General features: G+C 59.0%; 22 protein-coding genes. 17 read left to right on the forward strand and 5 right to left on the reverse strand.

The genetic code is table 11. The features are described from left to right. Positions 1-64 precede the first annotated feature (64 nt). Positions 65-466, forward strand: a complete 402-nt coding sequence (locus ACXAH3_RS04785) for a DUF4177 domain-containing protein (protein WP_474860918.1) — start codon at positions 65-67, stop codon at positions 464-466. 12 nt (positions 467-478) lie between these two features. Here ACXAH3_RS04785 and ACXAH3_RS04790 read toward each other — a convergent pair whose 3' ends face one another. Then, entirely contained in the window at positions 479-736 is a 258-nt protein-coding gene (locus ACXAH3_RS04790) for a BolA family protein (RefSeq protein ID WP_474860919.1), read from the reverse strand. 75 nt (positions 737-811) lie between these two features. Here ACXAH3_RS04790 and ACXAH3_RS04795 point away from each other — a divergent pair, with 75 nt between their 5' ends. The 6 genes from ACXAH3_RS04795 (at position 812) to ACXAH3_RS04820 (ending at position 7,387) form a co-directional block, all read left to right on the forward strand. Next, positions 812-1,438: a DnaJ domain-containing protein gene (locus ACXAH3_RS04795; RefSeq protein WP_474860920.1), complete on the forward strand. Its 627-nt coding sequence runs from the start codon at positions 812-814 to the stop codon at positions 1,436-1,438. Between the two features lie 210 nt (positions 1,439-1,648). Then, the gene (gene cobS, locus ACXAH3_RS04800) at positions 1,649-2,635 is read left to right on the forward strand and encodes a cobaltochelatase subunit CobS (RefSeq protein ID WP_474860921.1); all 987 of its coding nucleotides are present in this window, start codon (positions 1,649-1,651) and stop codon (positions 2,633-2,635) included. A 301-nt stretch (positions 2,636-2,936) separates the two neighbouring features. After that, the gene (locus ACXAH3_RS04805; protein WP_474860922.1) at positions 2,937-3,188 is read left to right on the forward strand and encodes a hypothetical protein; all 252 of its coding nucleotides are present in this window, start codon (positions 2,937-2,939) and stop codon (positions 3,186-3,188) included. Positions 3,189-3,213: 25 nt separating this feature from the next. Then, entirely contained in the window at positions 3,214-5,088 is a 1,875-nt protein-coding gene (gene cobT, locus ACXAH3_RS04810) for a cobaltochelatase subunit CobT (protein WP_474860923.1), read from the forward strand. 99 nt (positions 5,089-5,187) lie between these two features. Further along, positions 5,188-6,984 (forward strand): aminopeptidase P family protein, encoded by a 1,797-nt coding sequence (locus tag ACXAH3_RS04815; RefSeq protein ID WP_474860924.1) that lies wholly within the window; start codon positions 5,188-5,190, stop codon positions 6,982-6,984. 61 nt (positions 6,985-7,045) lie between these two features. Next, complete coding sequence (locus ACXAH3_RS04820; RefSeq protein WP_474860925.1) at positions 7,046-7,387, forward strand: DUF427 domain-containing protein; 342 nt, start codon at positions 7,046-7,048, stop codon at positions 7,385-7,387. Positions 7,388-7,393: 6 nt separating this feature from the next. Here the strand turns inward: ACXAH3_RS04820 and ACXAH3_RS04825 are convergent, their stop codons facing one another. Further along, a complete protein-coding gene (locus ACXAH3_RS04825) occupies positions 7,394-8,506 on the reverse strand; it encodes an anhydro-N-acetylmuramic acid kinase (protein ID WP_474861154.1) in 1,113 nt (370 codons plus the stop codon). Positions 8,507-8,585: 79 nt separating this feature from the next. On the opposite strand from ACXAH3_RS04825, the gene tyrS reads away from it, so the two are divergent. From tyrS to trpE, 4 genes are all read left to right on the forward strand, one after another. Continuing rightward, complete coding sequence (tyrS, locus tag ACXAH3_RS04830) at positions 8,586-9,836, forward strand: tyrosine--tRNA ligase (protein ID WP_474861155.1); 1,251 nt, start codon at positions 8,586-8,588, stop codon at positions 9,834-9,836. Between the two features lie 166 nt (positions 9,837-10,002). Further along, the gene (locus ACXAH3_RS04835) at positions 10,003-11,181 is read left to right on the forward strand and encodes an aminotransferase (protein ID WP_474860926.1); all 1,179 of its coding nucleotides are present in this window, start codon (positions 10,003-10,005) and stop codon (positions 11,179-11,181) included. A gap of 94 nt (positions 11,182-11,275) precedes the next feature. After that, positions 11,276-13,117, forward strand: a complete 1,842-nt coding sequence (locus tag ACXAH3_RS04840) for a SurA N-terminal domain-containing protein (RefSeq protein WP_474860927.1) — start codon at positions 11,276-11,278, stop codon at positions 13,115-13,117. A gap of 22 nt (positions 13,118-13,139) precedes the next feature. Next, a complete protein-coding gene (gene trpE, locus ACXAH3_RS04845) occupies positions 13,140-14,651 on the forward strand; it encodes an anthranilate synthase component I (protein WP_474860928.1) in 1,512 nt (503 codons plus the stop codon). 102 nt (positions 14,652-14,753) lie between these two features. On the opposite strand, the gene ACXAH3_RS04850 is transcribed toward trpE, so the two are convergent. The 3 genes from ACXAH3_RS04850 to ACXAH3_RS04860 form a co-directional block, all read right to left on the reverse strand. Next, complete coding sequence (locus tag ACXAH3_RS04850) at positions 14,754-15,728, reverse strand: DUF3179 domain-containing protein (RefSeq protein WP_474860929.1); 975 nt, start codon at positions 15,726-15,728, stop codon at positions 14,754-14,756. Positions 15,729-15,825: 97 nt separating this feature from the next. Continuing rightward, positions 15,826-16,467 (reverse strand): peptidylprolyl isomerase, encoded by a 642-nt coding sequence (locus tag ACXAH3_RS04855; RefSeq protein WP_474860930.1) that lies wholly within the window; start codon positions 16,465-16,467, stop codon positions 15,826-15,828. Next, entirely contained in the window at positions 16,460-16,960 is a 501-nt protein-coding gene (locus ACXAH3_RS04860; RefSeq protein ID WP_474860931.1) for a peptidylprolyl isomerase, read from the reverse strand. Before ACXAH3_RS04860 ends, ACXAH3_RS04855 begins: the two co-directional genes overlap by 8 nt. A 152-nt stretch (positions 16,961-17,112) precedes the next feature. Here ACXAH3_RS04860 and ACXAH3_RS04865 point away from each other — a divergent pair, with 152 nt between their 5' ends. From ACXAH3_RS04865 to ACXAH3_RS04890, 6 genes are all read left to right on the forward strand, one after another. Next, entirely contained in the window at positions 17,113-18,300 is a 1,188-nt protein-coding gene (locus tag ACXAH3_RS04865) for a phosphoglycerate kinase (RefSeq protein WP_474860932.1), read from the forward strand. Positions 18,301-18,488: 188 nt separating this feature from the next. Continuing rightward, entirely contained in the window at positions 18,489-18,614 is a 126-nt protein-coding gene (locus tag ACXAH3_RS04870) for a hypothetical protein (RefSeq protein WP_474860933.1), read from the forward strand. Further along, a complete protein-coding gene (gene hemP, locus ACXAH3_RS04875) occupies positions 18,611-18,781 on the forward strand; it encodes a hemin uptake protein HemP (RefSeq protein ID WP_474860934.1) in 171 nt (56 codons plus the stop codon). The genes ACXAH3_RS04870 and hemP overlap by 4 nt, the downstream gene beginning before the upstream one ends. 221 nt (positions 18,782-19,002) lie before the next feature. Then, positions 19,003-19,896 carry a fructose bisphosphate aldolase gene (locus ACXAH3_RS04880; protein WP_474860935.1) on the forward strand — a complete coding sequence of 298 codons (894 nt, stop codon included), beginning with the start codon at positions 19,003-19,005 and terminating at the stop codon, positions 19,894-19,896. Between the two features lie 149 nt (positions 19,897-20,045). After that, positions 20,046-21,248 (forward strand): Hint domain-containing protein, encoded by a 1,203-nt coding sequence (locus ACXAH3_RS04885; protein WP_474860936.1) that lies wholly within the window; start codon positions 20,046-20,048, stop codon positions 21,246-21,248. 150 nt (positions 21,249-21,398) lie between these two features. Continuing rightward, on the forward strand, positions 21,399-21,701 hold the full coding sequence (locus tag ACXAH3_RS04890) for an FtsB family cell division protein (RefSeq protein ID WP_474860937.1): 303 nt from the start codon (positions 21,399-21,401) through the stop codon (positions 21,699-21,701). The last annotated feature ends 88 nt before the right edge of the window (positions 21,702-21,789 follow it).

Here is a 21,789-nt window from a genome sequence, read left to right on the forward strand (position 1 = left end):
CTTGGCCCTTGCGCCGAAAACCGTCTATACGGCGACAAGCCAGACAAACTGAAAAGGTCAGCCCATGACGCGCTACGAATACCAAGTGATCCCTGCCCCGCGCAAAGGCAAGAAAGCCCGTGGTGTGAAAGGGTCCGAGGCCCGCTTTGCCCTTGCCATTCAAGACGTGCTGAACGAGGCCGGTGCCGAAGGATGGGAATACCTGCGCACCGACACGCTGCCCAGCGAAGAACGCTCGGGCCTGACGGGGCGCTCGACCGTGTATCAGAACATGCTGGTGTTCCGCCGCGCCATTGCTGAGCTGTCTGAAGACCAAGTTGCAGATGCTGATTTTGCGGCTGTCGCGGTCGTGGCTGATGAAGAGACCCATGCGACGGAAGAGAACTTTGCCCCCTCGCTGCCTTCAGCCACCGATGCGAACGAAACCAACGACGCCGCGCCCAGTGTGGATCGCGACGAACGTTAAGCCGAAAGCCGGTTAACCCGAAATCTCAAGCGCAAGGGCGTGGATCTCGGCGACCAGATCCGCGCCGATGGCTTTGTGCACGGCGCGGTGGCGCGCAATTCGCGACATGTCGGCAAACTCTGGCGCACCGATGATGACACGGAAATGGCTTTCGCCCCCGTCCTGATAGCCCGCATGCCCCCGGTGCTGCTCGCTTTCATCAATGACTTCAAGATGTTCCGGGGAAAACGCGTCACTAAGCGCCTGATGAATTCGTTCCAATCTGTTCATTTCTTCGCAGTTCCCTCTTCAATCCCTGTGAAAAAGCACTAAACTCTCGGGTCCGAGTCGAAAAGAGTAGTTATCATGTCCAACGACGATCCTTTTGGTTTTGATATGTCGGTTTCCGCCGCCAAGAAAAAGAACCCACGCGGCAAGCGAGGGATGTCTGGCGCGTTCGAGACCTCGAAACGCGTGTGCGAGCATCCGGGCTGTCAAGAGCCGGGCCAATACCGCGCGCCCCGCTCGCCCGATCATTTGGACGAGTTCAAGTGGTTTTGCAAAGATCACGTGCGCGAATACAATCTGAAATGGAACTTCTTCGACGGCGCGTCCGAAGAGGAAATGGACGAGCAGATGGACAAGGACCGCGTGTGGGAACGCGAGACCAAACCCTTCGGCACCAAGGACGAACAGCGTGCTTGGGCGCGTTTGGGCGTGGACGATCCGCATCAGGTTCTGGGCGCCAACGCCACGCAAAACCCCGGCAAATCGATCACCGGCACCCGCAAGCTGCCCCCCACGGAACGACGCGCCATCGACATTCTGGAAGCCAAGGATCACTGGACCAAGGCCGAGATCCGCAAGTCCTATAAGAAGCTGATCAAGGTTCTGCACCCAGACATGAATGGCGGCGACCGCAGCCAAGAAGACCAGCTGCAAGAGGTCCGCTGGGCTTGGGATCAGATCAAGGAAAGCCGCAGCTTTAAGTAAAGCTGGCCGTTTTATATCAGAAATGCAGGGTGCCCTTTTCGGCGCCCTGTTTCGTTTTCAGACCAGACACGCTGCGTCACTAAGGCCAGCCTTGCCCAGCGGTACCTTTTCCAATCCCTTCCCCTTGCACGACCGCGCATCATCGGGCATCACGGGCGCAACAACGTGCAATAGGCGCGCAATGCGGCGCGCGACAGAAGGATCACCCACATGGCAGACGGCACCCTGGATATGAACGCGAAACCGACCGAAGACATCTCGGTTCGTGAAGTTTTCGGCATCGACAGCGATATGATCGTGAAGGGCTTCGCCGAGCGCACCAGCCGCGTGCCCGAGATCGACAGCACCTATAAATTCGACCCGGACACCACACTGGCCATTCTGGCGGGTTTTTCGCACAACCGCCGCGTGATGGTTCAGGGCTATCACGGCACGGGTAAATCGACCCATATCGAACAGGTTGCGGCCCGTCTGAACTGGCCCGCCGTGCGTGTGAACCTGGACAGCCACATCAGCCGGATCGACTTGATCGGGAAAGACGCGATCAAGCTGAAAGACGGGATGCAGGTCACCGAGTTTCAGGAAGGCATCCTGCCTTGGGCGCTGCGTAACCCCACGGCCATTGTGTTCGATGAATACGATGCAGGCCGTGCCGACGTGATGTTCGTCATCCAGCGTGTGTTGGAGCATGACGGCAAGCTGACCCTTCTGGACCAGAACGAGGTCATCACCCCCCACCCGTCCTTCCGCCTGTTCGCCACTGCGAACACCGTGGGTCTGGGCGACACAACCGGGCTGTACCACGGCGTGCAGCAGATCAACCAAGCGCAGATGGACCGCTGGTCACTGGTCGCCACGCTGAACTATCTGTCGCATGACGCAGAAACCAACATCGTGCTGGCGAAAAACCCGTTCCTGAACACCGAAACCGGCCGCCAGACCGTCAGCCAGATGGTCACCGTCGCGGACCTGACCCGCACGGCCTTTATGAACGGCGACCTGTCCACCGTCATGAGCCCACGGACCGTGATCAACTGGGCGCAAAACGCGTCGATCTTCCGCTCGGTCGGCTATGCCTTCCGCCTGTCCTTCCTGAACAAATGTGACGAGCTTGAACGCCAGATCGTCGCCGAGTTCTATCAGCGCTGCTTCGACGAAGAACTGCCGGAGAGCGCGGTGAGCATGAGCTTGGGGTGATGATGTGTTCCGGACAGTGGCGGTAATAGCAACAATTGCTTCTCAATGCTGGGTCTCATCCGCATGGGGTGAAGTGGATTTTACAGACACACCAGTATGCGCCACTGTTGATAACAGCGACAAATACGCACCCGAACGTCTTGAAGATTTGTCTAGGTTTACTGACGACGTTGTTGCCTATTGCTCTGTAGAATACTTCTTTACGTCTTGTTCGCGACCCGGAGTTGACTGCAAGGTGAGGAACAGAAATTCGTCGCACCCCTCTCCTCGTGAGCTCTGCCCCAGAGGCGCCGCAACCGACATGATTGTTATGTTCGACGGCAAGAAATATGCGCGAATCCGAGAGTACCCTCAGCTTCAGCCTTACGTTGAGCCAAAAACCACCTACTTGCTTTTGGATGAACAATCGAGATGCAGCGATCTACCTTTGAAGCCGATCGACAAAGTGGAGACGGCAAACGGTTCACGCACAGAACTAAAATGGCCTGACGAAATCACAAACCAAAAAGACGGCGTAACGGTCACCGATCATGGCGTCATCATGAAATTCTAAGGCGCTCAGACAGAAACGAAACGCGATGAAAAAACCCACCGACAACCCTGCTGATCCGTTCAAGAAAGCGCTGGCTGAGGCGACGAAAACGCTTGCCGACGAGCCGGAGCTGTCGGTCAGCTTTACGGTGGACCCCTCGGGCGTCAGCCGCGACGCGATGCGCCTGCCTCAGGTCACGCGGCGGATGACCAAGGACGAGGTTCTGTTGGCGCGTGGCACGGCGGATGCCTATGCCATGAAGCTGCGGTACCACGACGAAGCGACCTTTGTGAAATACGCCCCCGCGGGCAACATGGCGCGCGAGATCTATGACGCCATAGAAACCGCCCGGTGCGAAGCTCTGGGGGCCCGCGACATGCCGGGCACCGCGGGCAATATCGACGCCAAGATCGGGCACGAAGCGGAACGTGCGGGCTATGACCAGATCACCGCCGCCGCCGACGCCCCCCTGCCCGTCGCCGCCGGATACCTGATGCGCCATCTGGCCACGGGGCGCGAGCTTCCGGCTGCCGCTAACAACGTGATGGGTCTGTGGCGCGACTTCATCGAAGCGCAATGTGGTGAACATCTGGATGACCTGACCAGCGCGCTGCAAGACCAGCAAGCATTCTCGCGCTTTGCGCGCCAGATCATCGAGGATCTGGGCTATGGCGATCAGCTGGGCGACGACCCGGACGCCGAGGACGAGGAAAACGAGGACGAAGCGCAGGCTGAGGAAGAAGAACAGCAGGACGATCCGAACTCGGAACAATCCCCGGACGAGGAAGAGGCCGAAGCCGATCCCGAACGCTCGCAAGACGAGCAGATGGATCAATCCGAGGCGCAGGTCACGATGGATGACATGGCCGAGGACGAGATGGGCGAAGAGGCTGAAATGCCCGACGCCGAAGCGCCGCTTGAGCCGCCCACGCCTCAGCCCGCATCGGATGCGGACCCGGATTATCTGGTTTTTCACAACGAGCATGATGAAGAGATCATGGCCGAGGATTTGGCCGAGCCTGCCGAATTGGAGCGCCTGCGCGCCTATCTGGATCAGCAGTTGGAGCCGTTGAAAGGCGCCGTGTCGCGTCTGGCCAACAAGCTGCAACGCCGTCTACAGGCGCAGCAGAACCGTTCGTGGTTGTTCGATCTTGAGGAAGGCATTCTGGACGCAGGTCGTCTGGCCCGTGTGGTGGCAAACCCGACCACGCCCTTATCTTTCAAGCAGGAAAAAGACACCGAGTTCCGCGATACGGTTGTGACGCTGCTTTTGGACAACTCGGGGTCCATGCGCGGGCGTCCGATCTCGATCGCGGCGATCTGCGCGGATGTGCTGTCGCGCACGCTGGAACGCTGTCAGGTGAAGGTCGAGGTTCTTGGCTTTACCACCCGCGCCTGGAAAGGTGGCCTTGCGCGTGAAAAATGGTTGGCAGACGGGAGGCCACAGCAGCCCGGTCGCCTGAACGACCTGCGCCACATCATCTATAAAAAGGCCGATGCCCCGATGCGCCGCACGCGAGACAATCTGGGCTTGATGATGAAGGAAGGCCTGCTGAAGGAAAACATCGATGGCGAGGCCTTGGAATGGGCGCATCGCCGGATCGTAGCGCGGCCTGAGCAGCGCAAGATCCTGATGGTGATTTCAGATGGCGCTCCGGTGGACGATTCAACTTTGTCCGTTAATCCCGCGAATTATCTGGAAAAACACCTGCGCGACGTGATCGAAATGGTCGAGAAGCGCAAGCAGGTGGAGCTTCTGGCCATCGGGATTGGCCATGACGTGACGCGCTATTACGACCGCGCGGTGACGATCACGGATGTCGAACAATTGGCGGGTGCTATGACCGAGCAATTGGCGGCGCTCTTTGACAGTGATCCCCGCGCCCGCGCCCGCGTTATGGGTATCAAGAAAGCGATGTAGGCTCTTTTCATCCTGCCCGTTTCGCGGCATGTTGCGCCCAACACGCGCCCGCCTTTCGCGGGCGTGTCTTGTTTTCGCCACCTGACTTCGGAGACAGAGATGTTCCAGACCTTCGCAACCACTGCTGACCCAAGCAAAGGGGCTGCCCGGCTCGAACGTCTGCGCCGCGCGATGGGGATGAAGGGGCTGGATGGTTTCTTTGTGCCGCGTGCCGACACCCATCAAGGCGAATATGTCGCCGATTGCGACGCGCGATTGGCGTGGTTGACCGGGTTTACCGGGTCGGCGGGGTTCTGCATTGCATTGAAGGGAACCGCTGGGGTGTTCGTCGATGGGCGATACCGTATGCAGGTGCGTGAACAGGCTGATATGGCGGCATATACCCCTGTCGATTGGCCCGAAGTGCAACCGGGGGATTGGCTAAAAGACCTGATCAAAGGCAAGGCGCGGATCGGATTTGACCCATGGCTGCACACGAAATCCGAGATCGAGAAGATTGAAAAAGCGCTGGAAGGGACCGGCGTCACGTTGGTTCCGACCGACAATCTGGTGGACCAGATTTGGGAGGATCGCCCTGCCCCTCCGTCTGGCAAAATCGTAGAGCAACCAATTGAATTTGCTGGTCAATCCAGTGCTGCGAAACGAAGCGAACTGGCGGACGAGCTGCTGGCCAAAGGGCAGAAAACCTGCGCAATCACCCTGTCTGACAGCATCGCGTGGCTGTTGAACATTCGCGGCAATGACATCCCCAGCATCCCGGTTGTGCAGGGCTTTGCAGTTTTGGCTGACGATGCCTCGGTCCAATTTTTCGCCACCGAAGGCCGCACAGTCGAGGCGCGGTTTGATGCGGATGTAAGCTTGCATCCGATCCGCGAGTTTCGGTCCGCTCTGACACGTCTGGAGGGCCCGGTGCGCGTGGACCGTGGCTCGGCCCCCTATGCGGTCTGGCAAATCCTGTCGGAAGCCGGGATCGACATTGACTGGGCCAAGGATCCCGCGATCCTGCCCAAGGCGCAAAAGAACCCGACCGAGTTGAAGGGCGCACGCGCCGCGCACACGCGCGATGCCGCTGCGGTTGTTGAATTCTTGGCGTGGTTCGATGCGGCCGACAAAACCAGCCTGACCGAAATCGATTTGGTCAAACAACTGGAGGAAAAACGCCGTGCAACCAACGCGCTGATGGACATCTCGTTCGAGACCATCGCAGGCGCTGGCCCCAATGGCGCGATCATGCATTATCGCGTGACCGAGGGCACGAACCGCCCTCTTGAAGACGGCAATCTGGTGGTTCTGGACAGCGGCGGGCAATATCGTGATGGTACCACCGACATCACCCGAGTCTTACGTGTCGGCGAGGTGGGAGAGGACGAAAAGCGCTGTTTTACCCGTGTTTTGCAGGGGATGATTGCCCTGTCTCGCACGTATTTTCCCAAGGGTCGTACGGGCCGTGATCTGGACGCAATTGCGCGCTATCCGCTTTGGGCCGCGCATCAGGATTTCAATCACGGAACCGGGCATGGTGTGGGCGCTTATCTTTCGGTGCATGAGGGGCCGCAAAGGTTTTCGCCCATTTCGGATGTGGAACTTCTGCCGGGCATGATCCTGTCCAATGAACCGGGATATTACCGCAATGGCGCTTTCGGCATCCGGCTGGAAAACCTTGTCGTCGTGCAGAACGCCAACGTTCCTGCAGGCGGCGACGCCGAGCGCACGATGCTGAACCTAGAAACCCTGACCTATGTGCCCATCGACACGTCGCTGATCGTGGCTGAAATGCTGTCAAGCGACGAGCGCGACTGGCTGAACGCCTATCACGCCAAAACACTGAAAATGCTGACGGATCAAGTCTCTGACGCAGCGTCGGATTGGTTGAAACGGGTCTGCGCGCCAATTTGACACGCGATTTTCACACAAGATCTGATAAGGTGCCGCGCAAACGCAAAGAGAAAGAAGAATAATGGCTGACCACATCAACATTCGCGCCGCTGAAGGCAAATGGACCGTTCGCGCCGGGGGTGCTGTGATTGGGGAAAGCCGCGATGCGTTGGAGTTGCGCGAAGGGGATCTGCCGCCGGTGATCTATTTCCCGCGCGATGACATTGCGACGGCGTTTTTGGACAACAGCGCGACGGTCACCACCTGCCCTTACAAAGGCGAGGCGAAGCACTTCTCGATCCAGACGAAATCGACCGTGATCGAGGACGCGGCGTGGTCCTATGACGCCCCGATTGAGGATCTTGAGCAGATCAAGGGGCATATGGCGTTCTATACCGACAAGGCGACCGTCGCGCGTACCTAGACAAATTCAACTATCTGATGGATGCGAGATCCGACCTCCGCAGGTCGGAAAGCTGACGCCTGTGGTCGTCGGACCCGATATCGGCATCCCACGTGCGACACGCACCGCCAAATAGGCAAAGGCTTGGGCTTCCAGCATGTCTCCGTCCAGTCCCGTGTCGTCTATGTCTTGCACCGGGACAGATAGGCGGGCCGTCAATTCCTGCATGAAAGCCGCGTTCTTGCGGCCTCCGCCGGTGATTAGCAGCCGGGTCGGCGCGCTTGGGCAGTGGCTCATGCCTTGGGCGATGGCCTCGGCTGCGCAGGCAACCAGCGTGCGGACAGCATCCGCGTCGGGCAACATCTTGACCGATGGCAGAAGATCGGGAAACCCATCCCGATCCAAGGATTTTGGCGGTTGGCGTGTGAAATAGGGATGTTGCAGAAAGCTCTGCACGATCCGCTCATCCGCCGTGCCTGACAGGGCCAGTGCGCCACCTTGGTCCAGTGCTTTCCCAAGCCGGGTCTGCATCAGATCGTTGATCGGTGCGTTGGCTGGTCCAGTGTCGAAGGCAAGACAGGCATTGGGCGCCTCGGGCGCGGCGATGCGCGGGTCGACCCATGTGACATTGCCGACGCCGCCCAGATTCAGGAAAGCGATAGGGGAATCTGCCCCGATGAAGCGCGCACAGGCGTGGTGGAAGAACGGGGCCAATGGTGCGCCCTCGCCCCCTTGCGCCACATCTTCGCTGCGGAAATCCCAGACCGTGGGCAGGTTCAAAGCATCCGCCAACACCTGCCCATCCCCCGCTTGGTGCGTACGCCCACCCACTGGATCATGGGCCAGCGTTTGCCCGTGATAGCCCAGAAGATCGGCGCGATTATCCGTCAGCAGCGTCCTTGCCACGGCAATATGCGCGGCGTCGCTGACTTTGGCGGCCGCAGCCACTTCGGGCCCGTCCGGCCATTGTCCAAGGGCCGCGCGCAGATCGGCCCGCTGAGCGCCCGTGTAGTTCGAATACGTGCTTGCCCCAAAAGCGTGAATGCGCGTGCCATCGGTTTGCACAAGTGCGGCGTCCACCCCATCCAACGACGTGCCAGACATCATCCCCAACGCCCAAATCGGCTTGTTCTCAGTCACCATTGCCAACACGCTCTTTCCCTTTTCGCGGCCCCCGTCTATACGGAAGGCCAATGCAGACAGGATGGACCGAAAAACGATGACCTACCACCCGAAATCCGACTTCATGCGTGTGATGATCGAGCGCGGCTTTCTGGCCGATTGCACCGATTATCAAGCGCTGGACGAAGCTTTGGTTGAGGGTGTCGTGCCTGCCTATATCGGATATGACGCGACCGCGCAGTCTTTGCATGTCGGGCATCTTATGAACATCATGGTGCTGCGCTGGCTACAAAAATGTGGCCATAAGCCCATTACCCTGATGGGCGGTGGTACAACCAAAGTGGGCGATCCGTCTTTCCGTTCGGATGAGCGCCCGTTGCTTGGACCCGAGCAGATCGAAGCGAACATCAACGGGATGCAGCAGGTTTTCGCAAAGTTCCTGGCCTATGGCGACGGCGCGACGGATGCCATCATGCTGAACAATGCAGAATGGCTGGACGAACTGAATTATCTGGACTTCCTGCGCGACATCGGGCGGCATTTCTCGGTCAACCGGATGTTGTCGTTTGAAAGCGTGAAGTCGCGCCTGGACCGTGAGCAAAGCCTAAGCTTTCTCGAGTTCAACTATATGATTCTTCAGGCCTATGACTTTCTTGAACTGAACCGCCGCTATGGCTGTCTGCTTCAGATGGGTGGCTCGGACCAATGGGGCAATATCGTCAACGGGATCGACCTGACCCGGCGCGTTTTGGACAACCAGATTTTCGGTCTGACGACACCTTTGTTGACGACCTCGGACGGGCGCAAGATGGGCAAAAGCCAAGGCGGCGCGATCTGGCTGAATGGCGACATGCTAAGCCCTTATGAATTCTGGCAATTCTGGCGCAATACCACGGATGCCGACACAGGTAAGTTCCTGAAGATTTTCACAGAACTTCCCGTCGAGGAATGCGACCGTCTGGGCGCTTTGGAAGGCGCGGAAATCAATGAAGCCAAGATCATTCTTGCCAATGAGGTCACGACCCTTCTTCACGGGAAAGAGGCAGCTGCCGCTGCTGAGGCGACCGCGCGAGAAGTGTTTGAAAAAGGTGGTGCCGGTGATGATCTGCCGACGATCACTTTGTCGGCTGATGATATGGTCGACGGGATCTCGATCATTCAGTTGTTTGTGAAGGCGGGGCTGGTGAAATCGGGCAAGGAAGCCAAGCGCTTGATTTCTGAGAACGGCGCCAAAGTGAATGATGAAGCTTTGACGGAAATCCGGATGATCGGGGCGGATGATTTGGCTGCACCGATGAAGCTGTCTGCGGGTAAGAAGCGGCACGCGTTGGTGGTGCTGGAAGGCTAAGCCGTTCGGTGGCTCACTATGTGAGCCTTGAGGGGCGTTGCCCCTCTGCGCTTTGCGCATTCACCCCAAGGTACTTTGTGCAAGAGGAAGGGCGCGCAGATCTTCGATTGTCGCGCTCTTTTATCGTTGCTAGGGTCGCCGCGGACAGCGATACGAGAGACCGCCAATGCTTTTGAACCCCAACCTTGCCAACACGTTTTCGCCCCCGGTGATGGAGGCACGGCGTTGGTTGGAGGGAAAGAGCTTTTCGCCGGATCGTCCTTTGATCAATGTCAGCCAAGCTGCCCCGGTGGATCCGCCCCCAGAACCCATGCGCGAAGCAATGGCCGAGGCCGTGCTGCGCCAGCCCGAGACGCATTTGTACGGGCCTGTATTGGGCTTGCCTGCATTGCGGAACGAGCTTGCATATAACATCAACCGGCATTACGGCGCCGCGGTGTCTGCGCAGAATGTGGCGATCACCTCGGGCTGCAATCAGGCCTTTGCGGCAACGATTGCAACATTGGCTGCGCCGGGAAATGAGGTTATTCTGCCAACCCCATGGTATTTCAACCATAAAATGTGGCTCGACATTGGGGGAATCACGGCTGTGCCGCTGGCCACTGGCGATGATTTGCTGCCCGATCCCGACAAGGCGGCGGCCCTAATCACGCCCCGCACGCGCGCCATTGCGCTTGTGACACCGAACAATCCGACTGGCGTGGAATACCCCGCCGATCTGGTTGCGGCATTCCGCGATCTGGCGCGCGCGCATGGGATTGCGTTGATCGTGGACGAGACCTATCGCGATTTCCACAGCGGCGAGGGCGCGCAACATGATCTTTTGACCGATCCTGAATGGGACGACACGGTCATTCAGCTTTACAGTTTCTCGAAATCTTATCGCCTGACCGGGCACCGGGTCGGTTCCGTGCTGACCTCGCCCATGCGATTGATCGAGGTTGAGAAATTTCTGGACACAGTCACCATCTGCCCCGCCCAATTGGGCCAACACGCGGCCCTTTGGGGCTTGCGCAATCTGGACGCATGGCTGGCTGGGGAGAGGATCGAAATCCTGACCCGCGCGCAGGCAATGTGCGACGGGTTCGCCCCTTTGGCTGAACGGGGCTGGAAACTGATGGGCTGCGGGGCCTATTTTGCCTATCTTCAACACCCGTTTGACATGCCGTCGGACCAGTTGGCGCAGGCATTGGTCGGCAAGGCCAGCCTGCTTGCCCTGCCCGGCACGATGTTCACGCCCCAAGGTGACAAAAGCGGCGCGCAACAGATGCGTGTGGCCTTTGCCAACATTGACGCGGCAGGCATTCAGACCGCTTTGACCCGGCTGGTTGAATTTCAACCTTAGTCCTCAGTCTTAATCCCTTGCGCGGGGCGGCTTGGCATTCCGCGATGAACCGCCTACAAACCTCGGCAACAGTCAGATGAAAAGGAAAGCGTCCATGGCGACTGGCAAGGCTTCTCGTACCTTCGGTTGGATCCTGATGGGTCTTGTGATGGTGGGACTCGTAGGGTTCGGATCGACCAATTTCGGAGGCGCGGCCGGGGCAGTTGGCACGGTGGGCAACACCGAGATCGACGCGCGCCGGTATTCGCGCGAGTTGCAGTCGGAGTTGAACGCGTTCGAAGCGCAAACCGGGGAACGGTTTACCATGCAGCAAGCCCAAGCCTTTGGGCTGGATCAACGGGCGCTGGCGCGGGTGATCGCTGCTGTTGCGCTTGAGGATGAGACCGCGCGTCTTGGCATCTCGGTCGGTGACGAGCAGTTGCGCGCGCGCATCGTGGATATTCCTGCGTTTGCGGGTGTGGACGGGAAGTTTGACCGCGAAAGCTATCGCTTTGCGTTGGAACAATCGGGGCTGACGGCCTCGGAGTTTGAACAAAGCCTGCGCGCCGAGGTCAGCCGCCAAATCCTGCAAGCCGCTGTCACCAATGGGATCGTGGCCGATGACACCTATGTCGACACGCTTTATGGCTTTGCACGCGAGGCGCGGAGCTTCACCTGGGCCGAGCTGCCCCTGTCACGCCTGACCACCGCGCTTCCCGATGCAAGCGAGGAGGAATTGACCGCCTATTACGACGCACATCCGGCAGATTTCACCCTGCCCGAGACCAAGCAGATCACCTATGCGTGGCTGGACCCGCAAACTTTGGTCAGCGACATTCAGGTAGACGAGGCGCAGGTCAAGGCGCTCTATGACGAGCGTGACGCCCAATATAACCAGCCCGAGCGTCGCTTGGTCGAGCGTCTGGTTCTGGGAACCGAGGAAGAGGCGCAGGCCGCTTTCGACGCGATTACCGCGGGCGAAACCACCTTTGAAGACGTGGTTGGCGAGCGTCAGTTGGAGCTGTCGGATATTGATCTGGGCGATGTCAGCAAGGCCGAACTTGGCGCTGCTGGTGACGCCGTTTTTGCATTGACCGAACCGGGCATTGTTGGGCCGCTTCCCAGCGACCTTGGTCCGGCCCTGTTCCGCGTCAACGCCATTCTGGCCGCGCAGAGCACCGCGTTTGAGGACATCCGCGACGACCTGAACGCAGAACTTGCTGCCGACGCCGCCCGACGCCGCGTGGGCGACATGGTGGCCGAGCTGGACGACCTGATGGCCGGGGGCGCAACGCTGGAAGAGATCAGCGAAAGCCACAACATGGCGCTGGATCAAATCAGCTGGACCGCTGACAGCTTGGACGGCATCGCCGGTTATGAAGCCTTCCGCGAGGCCGCGGCGGCTGCCACGGAAGGCGACTTCCCCGAGATCACCTTGATGTCCGATGGCGGCGTTTTTGCCCTGCGCGTAGACGCGCAGGAACCGTCGCGCGTACAAGACCAAGCCGAAGTGGCTGAGGCCGTTTTGGAAGGCTGGAAGGCTGAAAAGCGGCTGGAGCTTCTGGCCGAGGAAGCACGCGGGTTGATCCCCTCGCTTCAGGGGGATGAAAGCCTTGCCTCGCTTGGTTTGACAGAAGTGGTCGAGGAAGGCCAAGAGCGCGACGCCTTTGTCGAAGGCACCCCGCCTGCCTTCCTGACCGAAGTTTTTGAGATGGAAGCGGGCGATTGGCGGGTCATTCCGTCGGTTGACGGTGTAATCCTTGTACGTCTGGACGCGGTTGAACCCGTTGATCAGGACAGCGACGAAGCCACCGCGATCAAGGCCAATTTCGCCGCGCAGACCGCGCAGGAAATCGCCATCGACATCGAAAGCGCGTTCTCGCGGGCCATCGAAAACAAGGCGGGGATCGAACTGAACCGCCCGATGATCGACGCCGTGAACGCGCAGTTCCAGTAACATCCGACCCGGGAAGACATCCATGTCCCTTACGCCCTCGTTTGAAGAGTTCGAAGCCGGTTGGAATGCTGGCAAAAATCAGGTGGTCTATACTCGGCTGGCCGCAGATCTGGACACGCCTGTCAGCCTTATGCTGAAGCTGACCGAAGCGCGGCGTGACAGTTTCATGCTGGAAAGTGTGACGGGGGGCGAAGTGCGCGGTCGATACTCGATCGTGGGCATGAAGCCAGACCTGATTTGGGAATGCCGGGGCAAGACAAGCCGCGTGAACCGCATGGCGCGGTTTGATGCGGATGCGTTCGAGGATATGCCGGGCAACCCGTTGGATGCTTTCCGTGCGGTTCTGGCTGAAAGCCAGATTGATCTGCCTGCTGACCTGCCGCAGGCTTCGGCGGGGCTGTTTGGTTATTTGGGCTATGACATGATCCGGCTGGTTGAACATCTTCCTGATGTGAACCCTGACCCGCTGGGCGTGCCGGATGCTGTGATGATGCGTCCCTCGGTCGTGGCGGTTCTGGATGGTGTTAAGGGTGACGTGACGCTTGTCTCACCCGCTTTTGTTAGTTCGGGCCTGACAGCCAAGGCCGCCTATGCGCAAGCCGCCGAACGCGTAATGGACGCGCTGCGCGATTTAGACCGTGGCACAGCAGCCGAGACACGTGATCTGGGCGAGGCGCAGGAACTTGGCCCGCTTGTGTCCAACTTCACCAAGCCTGACTATTTGGCAGCGGTTGAGAAAGCCAAGGAATACATCCGCGCGGGCGACATCTTTCAGGTGGTCCCAAGCCAGCGCTGGACCCAAAGTTTCCTGCTGCCGCCCTTCGCACTTTACAGAAGCTTGCGGCGCACCAACCCCTCGCCCTTTATGTTCTATTTCAACTTCGGCGGCTTTCAAGTTGTGGGCGCGAGCCCTGAAATTCTGGTCCGCGTCTTTGATGGCGAAGTCACGATCCGCCCCATCGCGGGCACTCGTCCCCGTGGCAAAACGCCCGAGGAAGACAAGGCGCTTGAAGCCGATCTGCTGGCCGACCAGAAAGAGCTGGCCGAGCATCTGATGCTGCTGGATTTGGGGCGCAACGACACGGGCAAGGTCTCGAAGATTGGGACGGTCCGCCCGACCGAAGAGTTCATCATCGAGCGCTACAGCCACGTCATGCACATCGTGTCAAACGTGGTGGGTGAGTTGGCCGATGATCAGGACGCACTGTCGGCGTTTATGGCCGGGATGCCAGCCGGAACAGTTTCCGGCGCGCCGAAAGTCCGCGCGATGGAGATCATCGACGAGCTGGAGCCAGAGAAGCGTGGCGTCTATGGCGGAGGTCTGGGATATTTCAGCGCGGGTGGCGACATGGACATGTGTATCGCGCTGCGCACGGCCGTGGTGAAGGACGAAAAACTTTATATTCAGGCGGGCGGCGGCGTTGTCTATGACAGCGACGCCGAGGCCGAATATGAAGAGACGGTGAACAAGTCGAAAGCCATCCGGCGCGCGGCAGAAGATGCGGCGATGTTTAGCGGGCGCGGCAACGGGTAAGGGGCTTTGCCCCTCTGCGCGTTGCGCATTCACCCCAGGATATTTCTGACAAGAAAAAGAGGGCGCGGCGGTGCGCGGCGCTTTCATTCAATGTGTGGGGGATCATTCCCCCAACATCCATTTTCCATCCGGCCAAAAGGCATGGAACGCGAAGGCGAAGAGAACGTCATGGGGGACGTCCCTGCCCTGCGCATCGCGCACTCGGATTGTACCCACATCGCGCCCCTTTGCGATTTGGGCCGTGTCTAAGGCCGAGGCTTGCCCGGCAGTCCAGCTGATGGTTACGCCCGCCTCTGTAATCTCGCTTTCCTGTGCCAGCCTTTCAACGGGCCATGCGCGCGCGCCAACGCGCACCACACGGGCCAGTGCAGGCACACCATGCGGGGGCTGTTCGCCTGTAAAAAAACCATAAGGTCGATCACGGCTGTCATAGCCCGCATAAGGGTTGCGCCCATAGGAACGGTTGGCGCGCGGTTGATCCATAACCAATCCGTTAGGGTTGCGGCGGGCAAATTCCGCCCAGCTTTCCATCCACGCGGGCAGCTGTTTCAGCTGGGTGCCCGTGTGCTTGCCCACGATCCCCTGCCCCAGCGCCTGTTGCCACCAGCTTTCGGTCTGGAGGTCATACATCACCATGTCCGAGTTGCGCAGCTTGCCGGTCACGCGAAAGCTCAGTTCTTGTCCGCCCACGCGGCGGTCAAACACCATGCCTGAATTGCAAAGCGGGCAGAAGGTGACGGCAACGGGCACGCCGCCAACAGTGTCGTTCACGATTTCATGCCATGTTAGGTATCGCAGCGGATAGGCGCGCGGGGTGGCGCCCTTGATCTCGACCGTCAGGACGGGTTCGCGGGGGTCGATGCGGGTCTCATCCCCGACTTTACGAAAGGCGGGATCGGTAAGCGCCGGGATGCCATCGCGACCGGGACCGCCGGACAGGATTTCATTCCAGCCGCCAATATCAGATTGCGTGAAATCAGTTTTCGGGAACTCGCGTTCCCACTGGGCGGGGTTTGCGCGCACATCTTGCGCCCAAAGCCCAACGATGATCGCAAGCAGGGTCACCAAAATACGCATAAGGCCGCTCCTTTGTTTCTGTCGGACCCAGCCTGACAGAGAAAGAAGCGGCCCCATAGCCCCCCTCACGAGGGTTTGAGCGTTCGTGCGCGCAGGTTTATTCCACCACGCGCACCGAGGTCATGACGTCCGGTTTGCCCAGCACGGCCCCGTTCGGGCCTTCGCCAAGTTTGATCGCCTGCACAACGTCAAAGCCTGCTGTCACATTGCCCACCACGGTGTATTTCCCGTTCAGGAAATCGCCAGGCGCGAACATGATGAAGAACTGACTGTTGGCCGAGTTCGGGCTTTGCGAGCGCGCCATGCCCACGGTGCCGGCCACATAGGGCTCGTCCGTAAACTCGGCAGGCAGATTGGGATAGGACGATCCGCCCATGCCCGCGCGGCCACCGTTCCCGTCGGCCTTGCCAAACTCGACATCGCCAGTTTGGGCCATGAAGCCTTCAATGACGCGGTGGAAGATCACATTGTCATAGGTGCCTTCCTTGGCCAGCGTGACGATGCGTTCCACATGCTGCGGGGCCAAATCAGGGCGCAGTGTGATTTCGATCACACCATTGGCCTCGCCAGCGACGGTGATCTCGACCTTTGGGAAATCGCTTTGCGCGATGGCAGCGTTGGGTTCGAAGCTTTGCGGCCACAACGTGTAGACCGCATAGCCAACCACAAGCGCCACACCTGCAAGGAACACCGCCCAGAAGGTACGGCCTTCGCGCGGAGTATAGTTGTCGTTAGACATCTGCAGCCACCTTGACCGAAACCATCAGGTCGGGCTCTGCTGGCGGCTCGCCACGCACGATCGCGTCGACATGTTCCATGCCCGAAGTCACGCGGCCATAGACCGTGTACTGACCGTTCAGGAAGTGGTTGTCCGAGAAGTTGATGAAGAACTGGCTGTTGGCCGAATTTGGGTTCTGCGAACGCGCTGCCCCCAGCGTGCCACGGTCGTGGGGAAGCTTTGAGAATTCAGCAGGCAGATCAGGCAGCGACGAGCCACCGGTGCCAGCGCGGCGCAGGCTCATCGGGTCTTTGCCGTTGGCCACGTCGCCGGTCTGCGCCATGAAGCCGTCGATCACACGGTGAAAAACCACGCCGTCATATTCGCCCGCGCGGGCCAGTTCTTTCATGCGCTCGGCATGTTTGGGGGCCACATCGGGCAGCAGCTCGATCACCACGGTGCCGTTTTTCAGCTCCATCAGGATGGTGTTTTCGGGATCTTTATATTCGGCCATTGGGGCCTCCTTCACAGATATTGTGTTTCGTTGGCGCCAAACTAAGCACGCGGGCGAAAAGATGAAAGGGTGTAGCCACGCATTTTCGCCCGCGCCTGTTGACCCGCGCACGCTTTTGGTGTGCAACACGATCAAAGCTGATGGAGATATCGATGGCCTGGAAAACACTCGACGAGATGGACCTGAACGGCAAAACCGTTCTGACCCGTGTAGACATCAACGTGCCGGTGAAAGATGGCGTGGTCACAGACGACACCCGCATCCAGCGCATCCTGCCCACCATTCGCGATATTCTGGCCGCTGGCGGCAAGCCAGTGCTGCTAGCACATTTTGGCCGCCCCAAGGGCGAACGCGTGGCTGAGATGAGCCTGTCGGTCGTGAGCCCGGCCCTCGAGGCTGCCCTTGGCACTCCGGTAAAGTTTGCAGACGACTGCATTGGTGGGCCTGCGAAACAAGCCGTTGCTGCGCTTGAGACAGGCGAGGTTCTGCTTTTGGAAAACACCCGCTATCACGCGGCAGAACCCAAGAACGATCCGGCCTTTGCAGCAGCTTTGGCCGCGTTAGGCGATGTCTATTGCAACGACGCGTTTTCGGCCGCGCACCGCGCCCATGCCTCGACCGAGGGCGTTGCACGGCTTCTGCCGTCCTGCGCTGGTCGCCTGATGCAGGCTGAACTGTCCGCGCTCGAGGCCGCCTTGGGCGAGCCTGTGCGCCCCGTGGTCGCCGTGGTTGGTGGCGCGAAGGTGTCGACCAAGCTGGACCTTCTGGGCAATCTTGTTGCCAAAGTGGATCATCTAGTCATTGGTGGCGGCATGGCCAACACCTTCCTTGCCGCCCAAGGCATCGACGTTGGCAAGTCCTTGGCAGAACATGACATGACCGACACTGCCTTAGAAATTCTGACCAAGGCGCAGGAGGCGGGCTGCGAGATCATTTTGCCCACAGATGTAGTTGTCGCCCGTGAGTTTGCCGCCAATGCCGCCAACGAAACCGTTGCCGCCGACGCCTGTCCCTCGGACGCGATGATTTTGGACGCTGGCCCAGCATCGGTTGCGAAAATCGCCGAGGTGTTGGACCACGCCAAAACGCTTATCTGGAACGGCCCCCTCGGCGCGTTCGAGATCGAGCCGTTTGACGCAGCCACCAATGCCGCCGCTCTGAAAGCCGCCGAACTGTCCGACGCAGGAAACCTGACATCGGTCGCGGGTGGCGGGGATACTGTGGCCGCCCTGAACAAGGCTGGCGCGGCTGATCGCTTCACCTATATCTCGACCGCGGGCGGCGCGTTCTTGGAGTGGATGGAAGGCAAAGAGCTTCCGGGCGTCGCCGCTTTGGGCTGACCCTTCCCACTAAACATTGAAATTTCAACGTCTTGCGCAGAGATGCGCGGGGCGTTTTTCTTTTCAATATTCTCGCTTGACTGTTACCCGAGTATTTTTGTAGGAATTACATATCAGCCAGTCGCGCACCGAAGCGATCAGCCGGAGACCTGAGGGGCACCCCTACCCCATATTCAGGAGCGCGAAACATGACTGACTTTGAAAGTGGACGCCTAAGCGCCCGCACCGACATTCCAAGTCCCGTACCTTTTATCCCCGGCCTGAAAGCACTGGCCGCGTGGATTGAGGCTGCCATTGAAGGAGACCGCAAATGACTGCCCCCATCACCAGCGCCGTATTCGACACCGCCCTGCGGAGCACCCCTCCCGAGCATGATGCCCTTGAGCTGACCCAAAGCGGCAAAACTGCCCGCATCGTTCTGAACGACATGGTCTATACGCTGACCATCACCCGCGCAGGCAAGCTGATCCTGACCAAATAATCAAAAAGCGAACGCACAGGCGCATGGCGACAGGTTTCCCCCCGTCGTCCGAATATTCCCTCGCGCCCGTCGTAAGGGGGGCAAGGCCCATATCCGTTTCATCCAACCTTGCCCCTCACCAAATTTCCCACATCTCTGTTAGCGCCAGCAGAATTGCATGCCGCCGTCCGCTCGCCTATGAACGGGGTAATTCAGACCTTTTCTTTACACGTGGGATCGACATGCCGAACCAAGCACAAATGGACAAGATTAAAGCCGGTCAGGGCTTCATCGCAGCACTGGACCAGTCGGGCGGCTCGACCCCGAAGGCTTTGCGCCTTTATGGGATCGAAGAAGACGCCTATTCGGGCGACGCCGAGATGTTTGACCTGATCCACGGTATGCGCTCGCGGATTGCGCAGGCCCCCGCTTTCACCGGCGAAAAAGTCATCGGCGCGATTCTGTTCGAGATGACAATGGATCGCGAAATTGGCGGCAAGCCGACTGCCACTTACATGTGGGACGAGCGCGGCGTGGTGCCTTTCCTGAAAGTCGACAAGGGCCTTGCCGACGAAGAAAACGGCGTTCAGGTGATGAAGCCGATGCCGGAACTGGACGCGCTGTGCGAACGCGCTGTGAAAGCGGGCGTGTTCGGCACCAAGATGCGCTCGGTCATCAATGCCGCGAACGCAGAGGGCATCAAAGCCAACGTTGCGCAGCAATTTGAAGTGGGCAAACAGATCATCGGCCACGGGCTGGTCCCGATCATCGAGCCCGAGGTGAACATCACTATCGCCGACAAGGCCGCTGCAGAAGACATCCTGCTGGCCGAGCTGAAAGCCCAGCTGGACGCGCTGTCGGACAACCAGACCGTGATGCTGAAACTGACCCTTCCCGAGGCCGCCAACCATTATAAAACGCTGATCGACCACCCGCGTGTGGCATCGGTTGTGGCCCTGTCAGGCGGATACACTCGCGAAGAAGCCAACAATCGCCTGTCGCAGAATGCTGGCATGATTGCCAGCTTCTCGCGTGCATTGACGGAAGGCCTGTCGGCTCAACAAAGCGATGACGCGTTCAACACCACAATCGCAGACACGATCGACAGCATCTATCAGGCATCGATTGCTGGCTGATCTCGTATAACTGACAAGAAGAAAGGCGTCTGGTTACCCCATGCGCCTTTTTTCGTTGGGGAACGCCGCCACTTCTCAAAATCCGAAAACGCGAATACACTCTAGTCTGTACTTTAGCGAGCTTTCTTCAGTATCGGGGCAATCTACCCATGCCTGACAGTCTTCGCGGCGGCATTGTGATCAATGAAGTACTCGTCGATCCAAACGGGGCGACGAACTATGATACTGATGGCAATGGAAACGCCGTAGGCGGTGATGAATTTCTTGAAATTGCCAACACATCGAACACCGCCATCGACATCTCGGGATTAGAACTGTGGGATCAGGGGCGTGGAAACTGGTTCACCTTCCCCCCCGGCACCATTCTGGAACCCGGCGCGGTCGCAGTCGTCGTGCGCAATGTCCAAAGCGGAGGCAGCCTGCCAGCCGTCACCGGAGACAATCTGGCCTTTGACGCGAATTATGGCTCGAACGTGTTTAACAACGGCGCGGATAATATCGTCATCTATGACCCGACCGCGGATGAATTTATTCAATCCTACTACAACGGGGACAGCCTGGATGACCCGGTGAATGGCAGCGGGTATTCAGGGTTTTCGTCCACCGCCACGCGCGTTGGCTCGGGCGAGGATATGGGAAATGACAGTGATGGGTTCTCGATCCAACGGACGTCGACGGGGTTCACGGGAACAGACGCCCCCACGCCAGGTACTGCAAATGTGTGTTTCGCGAATGGGACACAGATCCTGACCGATGGCGGCTTCACCCCCATCGAGCGGCTGCGCGCGGGCGATTTGGTGCAGACCTTAGATGCGGGATTACAGCCCTTGCGCTGGATCTTTGCGCGGCGTGTTAGCCCGGCGCAGCGGATGCACGATGCAAAGCTACACCCAATCAAACTTCAGCTGATACAGCCTGACCAGAAAGGATCGCAGTCCGCTCTGGTCGTGTCGCGTCAGCATCGCATCTTGGTGCAGGGCAAAATTGCGCAGCGTATGTTCGGTGTGGATCAAGTGCTGGTGCCTGCGAAGGACCTTCTTGGTAGCGATGTGGCGACGCTGTGCACGGACCCCCGACCCGTTATCTATTTTCACCTCTTATTTGACGCGCATCACATTCTGAACGCCAACGGAATAGCCGCCGAAAGCCTGTATCTTGGCGCCGAAAGCTCGGCCGCGCTGACGCAAGCCGCCCGCGATGAGCTTGAGATCCTGTTTCCAACAGATGGTCCGGGATTGACCCTGCCCGATATGCGCCCCGCGCGCGCTTTTGTGGCCGGGCGTCGGGCGTGTAAACTGGTTGCGCGGCACATGAAAAACGACCGCGCCCTGACGGTGCCTTTCAACAGATAACAGGGCATAAAGCGCCCTGCCCCAGAAGGCAGCATTTTTCTGCCGAGCGATTCGTTTTTGGGATTCACAAGCCGAATCACCTGTGGCATAGTCCTTTTGCACCGCCCGAAAAGAGGTGGGCAAGAGGCAGTACATACAGGCGGGAAACCTATGGGCGCACCTCGCGCACAAGCTGGAATTGGTGGAGTGATCTACTTTGTCGGGGCCGTTGGTCTTGGCCTTTACTTCACGTTTGCCAGTGTGCAGGGCGACTATGGCGTTTTCCGACGCGTACAGATCGAGGCCGAGACGCAAGCGCTTTTGAAAGAGCGTGATGCGCTCTCGGCTCAGATCGCTGAATTACGCAACAAGACCAAACGCCTGTCAGATGATTTCCTTGATCTAGATCTGCTGGACGAACAGGCCCGCGATGTGCTGGGCGTTGTGCGCGCGGACGAGGTCGTTCTGCGCTGATCCGCGCATATCCTCCCGATTAAACTTGACGAAAACGTAAGCTTTGCATTCGGCGCAACCCTGCCCCGCACAAGGATTTGCAAGTTTT

The sequence above is a fragment of the Aliiroseovarius sp. ABM4_368 genome, assembly GCF_056161205.1.

Coding starts and splice junctions, on each gene's coding strand:
- ACXAH3_RS04785 (WP_474860918.1), top strand. CDS start 65: ATGACGCGCTACGAATACCAAGTGATCCCTGCCCCGCGCAAAGGCAAG.
- ACXAH3_RS04790 (WP_474860919.1), bottom strand. CDS start 736: ATGAACAGATTGGAACGAATTCATCAGGCGCTTAGTGACGCGTTTTCC.
- ACXAH3_RS04795 (WP_474860920.1), top strand. CDS start 812: ATGTCCAACGACGATCCTTTTGGTTTTGATATGTCGGTTTCCGCCGCC.
- cobS (WP_474860921.1), top strand. CDS start 1,649: ATGGCAGACGGCACCCTGGATATGAACGCGAAACCGACCGAAGACATC.
- ACXAH3_RS04805 (WP_474860922.1), top strand. CDS start 2,937: ATGATTGTTATGTTCGACGGCAAGAAATATGCGCGAATCCGAGAGTAC.
- cobT (WP_474860923.1), top strand. CDS start 3,214: ATGAAAAAACCCACCGACAACCCTGCTGATCCGTTCAAGAAAGCGCTG.
- ACXAH3_RS04815 (WP_474860924.1), top strand. CDS start 5,188: ATGTTCCAGACCTTCGCAACCACTGCTGACCCAAGCAAAGGGGCTGCC.
- ACXAH3_RS04820 (WP_474860925.1), top strand. CDS start 7,046: ATGGCTGACCACATCAACATTCGCGCCGCTGAAGGCAAATGGACCGTT.
- tyrS (WP_474861155.1), top strand. CDS start 8,586: ATGACCTACCACCCGAAATCCGACTTCATGCGTGTGATGATCGAGCGC.
- ACXAH3_RS04835 (WP_474860926.1), top strand. CDS start 10,003: ATGCTTTTGAACCCCAACCTTGCCAACACGTTTTCGCCCCCGGTGATG.
- ACXAH3_RS04840 (WP_474860927.1), top strand. CDS start 11,276: ATGGCGACTGGCAAGGCTTCTCGTACCTTCGGTTGGATCCTGATGGGT.
- trpE (WP_474860928.1), top strand. CDS start 13,140: ATGTCCCTTACGCCCTCGTTTGAAGAGTTCGAAGCCGGTTGGAATGCT.
- ACXAH3_RS04850 (WP_474860929.1), bottom strand. CDS start 15,728: ATGCGTATTTTGGTGACCCTGCTTGCGATCATCGTTGGGCTTTGGGCG.
- ACXAH3_RS04855 (WP_474860930.1), bottom strand. CDS start 16,467: ATGTCTAACGACAACTATACTCCGCGCGAAGGCCGTACCTTCTGGGCG.
- ACXAH3_RS04860 (WP_474860931.1), bottom strand. CDS start 16,960: ATGGCCGAATATAAAGATCCCGAAAACACCATCCTGATGGAGCTGAAA.
- ACXAH3_RS04865 (WP_474860932.1), top strand. CDS start 17,113: ATGGCCTGGAAAACACTCGACGAGATGGACCTGAACGGCAAAACCGTT.
- ACXAH3_RS04870 (WP_474860933.1), top strand. CDS start 18,489: ATGACTGACTTTGAAAGTGGACGCCTAAGCGCCCGCACCGACATTCCA.
- hemP (WP_474860934.1), top strand. CDS start 18,611: ATGACTGCCCCCATCACCAGCGCCGTATTCGACACCGCCCTGCGGAGC.
- ACXAH3_RS04880 (WP_474860935.1), top strand. CDS start 19,003: ATGCCGAACCAAGCACAAATGGACAAGATTAAAGCCGGTCAGGGCTTC.
- ACXAH3_RS04885 (WP_474860936.1), top strand. CDS start 20,046: ATGCCTGACAGTCTTCGCGGCGGCATTGTGATCAATGAAGTACTCGTC.
- ACXAH3_RS04890 (WP_474860937.1), top strand. CDS start 21,399: ATGGGCGCACCTCGCGCACAAGCTGGAATTGGTGGAGTGATCTACTTT.